This window comes from Amycolatopsis ruanii (assembly GCF_003385175.1).
GTDB lineage: Bacteria > Actinomycetota > Actinomycetes > Mycobacteriales > Pseudonocardiaceae > Amycolatopsis_E > Amycolatopsis_E thermalba.
In genome coordinates, this window is sequence record NZ_PQHY01000152.1 from 1 (window position 1) to 3,368 (window position 3,368).

General features: G+C 78.2%; 2 protein-coding genes and 1 pseudogene. 2 read left to right on the top strand and 1 reads right to left on the bottom strand.

The window, feature by feature from the left end:
- Positions 1-255, top strand: a pseudogene (locus D0D28_RS35180) (DUF58 domain-containing protein); the annotation flags it as partial.
- Between the two features lie 238 nt (positions 256-493).
- Positions 494-2,599: a transglutaminaseTgpA domain-containing protein gene (locus D0D28_RS35185; RefSeq protein ID WP_116115517.1), complete on the top strand. Its 2,106-nt coding sequence runs from the start codon at positions 494-496 to the stop codon at positions 2,597-2,599.
- Here the strand turns inward: D0D28_RS35185 and D0D28_RS35190 are convergent.
- Positions 2,592-2,987 (bottom strand): hypothetical protein, encoded by a 396-nt coding sequence (locus D0D28_RS35190; protein ID WP_116104265.1) that lies wholly within the window; start codon positions 2,985-2,987, stop codon positions 2,592-2,594. The genes D0D28_RS35185 and D0D28_RS35190 overlap by 8 nt on opposite strands.
- Positions 2,988-3,368 lie beyond the last annotated feature (381 nt).

Below are 3,368 nucleotides of genomic sequence, written 5' to 3' on the forward strand. Positions count from 1 at the left end.
ACGCAGGCCCCCGCCGACGACCCGGTGCCGGCGACGCTGTCGGCGCGGGGCGGGGCGTGCGGGTGCCTGGTGCTGGTCACCTCGGCACGCACCGGGCCGCCCGCGCTGACCTGGCTGCGGGACCGCTACGACACGATCTTCGTGATCGCGCTGGAGGAGGCGGGATCCCGGGCGGCGGCGGTGCCGGGCGCGCGAGTGCTCCTCGCCCCCGACGCGACGCAGGCGGTGCGGCAGTGGAACGAGGTGACCGGGTGAGGGCGGCTGTGTCCGATGTGGACGGCGGTGCGGCGGCCGCGCGGCGCCCGGCGGCCGCGGCGCACTGCGCTCGGGCGGAGGCGGCCGTGTCCGGTGTGGATGCCGGTGCGGGCGCCGCGGCCGTGGACTGCGGCGGGGCGAGGGCGGCACTGTCCGGTGTGGACTGTGCTGCGCCGCAGAATCCGCTCGGTTCTCCGGCTCGGGCCGGGCGCCGCGGCTCGTGGCGAGGGGTGGTCGCGTGAACCGCGGCGCCGAGCGTGGTTCCCGGATCGTTCCCGTGGCCGGGGTGGTGCTCGCCGCCGTGGTGGCCGGGCTGTTGTTCGCCCCGGTGTTCGGCTTGCGGGCGCTCCTGGTGCCCGTCGCGGTGCCCGCGGCCGTCGTGCTGCTCGTCGTCGCCGTGGTGCGCGGTCCGGGGCTGCGGCCGCTGGTGGCGATGGTGGCCGGGCTGCTGGCCGTCGTCGAGACGACCCTGTGGCCGACCACCGCAGGCGGGCTGCCCACCGGCGAGACCCTGCACGCGCTCGCCGGCGGGGTGTCCCAGTCCTGGCAGCTGGCGCTGCGGTCCACCTGGCCGGCCCGCCCGGAGCCGGCGGTGCTGCTGTTCGTCCCGCTGCTCACGCTGCTCGCCGCGGTGCTCGGCGCCGAACTGCTCCGCCTGAGCCGGCCGCTGGTGGCGCTCGTGCCGAGCCTCGCCGTCGTGGTGCTCAGCCAGTTCTACGCGGCGGCGTCCGGCTGGGGCGCGGTGGCCGCGGCACTGGCGTACGCGGTGGCCGCGGGCGCGGCCACGACCGGGCGCGGGCGGGCGGAGGGGCCGCGTCCGGTGTTCCCGTCGGCGATCGTGGCCGTCGCGCTGGCCGCCGGGTGCGTGGTGGTCGCCGGGGTGGCGGTGCCGGCCCCGCCGGCTCGGTACTCCCTCAAGGACGACCAGCTCGCCCCCCTCACCCCGGTCCAGATCGCCAACCCGCTCGACGACATCGCCTACCGGCTCGCCCACCCGGCGACGCCCGTGTTCCGGCTCGACGGCGCCGCCGGGGTGGACCGATGGGCGGTGGCGGTGCTGGACGAGTTCGACGGCGTCAACTGGTCACCCGGCGGCCGGTACCGCACGCTCGGCAGCGAACTCCGGCCGGGCCCGGAGGTGACCGTGCCGGTCGAGCCGCGCACGGCCCGGATCTCCGCGGTCGACCTCGGCGGGCCGTGGCTGCCGAGCCAGACCTGGCCGGCCGGGGTGAGCGGGGCCGAGCCGCTGGTGGAGGAGCGGCAGGGCACGTTGCTGGTGCCGGACGGCGGCCGCGCCGGCGACTACACCCTGACCTGGTGGGCACCGCAGATCCCGGCGGGCTCGCTGTACGGCGCGGCGATCGACCCGGACGCGCCCGGCGGCCTGTCCGGCGTCGGCGAGGTGCCGCCCGGGATCGCCGAGCTCGCCGACCGAGCGGTGAACGGCACCCGGCCCACGTTCCAGGCGGCGCTCGCGCTGGAACGGTTCTTCCGCGACAACTACCGGCTGGCCACCGGGCAGAACCTGCCGACCGGACATTCCTGGCCGCAGCTGGCGGAGTTCCTGCTGACCGCCAAGCGCGGCACCAGCGAGCAGTTCGCGGCCGCCTACGTGGCGCTGGCCCGGGTGCGGGGCATCCCGGCGCGGCTGGTGGTCGGGTTCCGCGCCCCGGCCGGGCCGGACGTGGTACGCAACGGTGACGTGCTGGCCTGGCCGGAGGTGGCGGTCGAAGGCGTCGGCTGGGTGCCGCTCGACCCGACGGGCACCGCGACACCCGGCGCGTCCGCGGGCGCCGGGCTGGCCGCCGCGACGGCGGGCGCGCGGGCGCAGCTGCCCGCGTCGCAGGACCTGCTCGACCCGCCGGTGGCGGCGGGGGAGGGGAGCGGCGAGGCGCCCGCGGGAGCCGGGCGGTTCCCGTGGGCGCTGACGGGGGCGATCGTGCTCGGCGCGGTCCTGCTGGGCGTGCTCGGTGTGCCGCTGGCCAAGGGCGTGCGTGCCTGGCGGCGACGGCGGCGGGGCGGGGCCGGCGCGGTGGTCGGCGCGTGGGAGGAGGTGCGGGACCGGCTGCGGGGTCATGGCGTGCCGGTGACGGCGGGGATGACCGTGCGGGACCTGGCGACGGCGGCCGCCGGGTTCGTCGATCAGTCCACTGTGGACGAGCTGCGGTCGCTGGGGCGGACGGTGGACCTGGCGCTGTGGTCAGGTGCCGGACCGGACGAGGGCCGGGCCGCGCAGGCGTGGACGGCGGTGCGGCGGGTGCGGCGCGGGCTCGCGCGGCGGGGTGTGCGGGCGTGGCTGCGGGCGGCGTTCGAGCCGGGGACGCTGCTGCGGCGGGTCACTTGACGCAGTTCGCGCCGCGGATCGGTTTCGCCTGGCTTTCGTAGATGTGGGGGCCGTCGGTGCCCTGGATGAGGAAGCAGTACTTGCGCACCGGGTCCACCGGCACGCGGTGGGTGGTGTTGCGCTGCACGAGGACCGTCGTGCTCCGTTCGCCCTCGGCGGCCACGATCACCGCGAAGTCCAGCGCCTCGCTGCTGCGCCAGGACAGCTCGACGTGGTCGCCCTGGTCGACCGGGTCGTCGAGGTCCAGCTGCACCGCCCGCTCCGGAGCCGAGGGCACCCCCGGCGAGCCGATCTGCGGCGGCACGGCCGCGACGTCCAGTTCCTCCGGGGTGTTGACGAGCACGAGCACGGCGGCCACGGCGAGCGCCGAGAGCACGGCGAGCGCCACGAGGACGGAACTGGTGCGGCGAGCCCGCCGCGGCCGATCCCCGGGCCCGTACTCGACGAGCGGCCGCCCCAGCCGCGGCCCGGCCGGCGCCGGCGATCCCGCGGGTGGCGGCGCCGCGTGCGCCGCCGGGAGCGGCCCAGTGGGCGGCGGACCTGCTGACCGCCGCTGCCCGGTGGATGATGGCCCCGCGGGCCATGCGGCGCCGGAAGGCGCGGGCCCGACCGGCGCCTGAGGCCTGAGAGGGGCGACTGGGGGCGCCAAGGGCGCCTGCGGCACCTGCGCGATTGGCCGCCCCGGTGGCGGGTGGGGCACCTGCCCGCCCGACGGCGACCCACCCTGCGGAGGCCGACCCGGCGATGGGCGGGCCCGCGGTGCCCCACC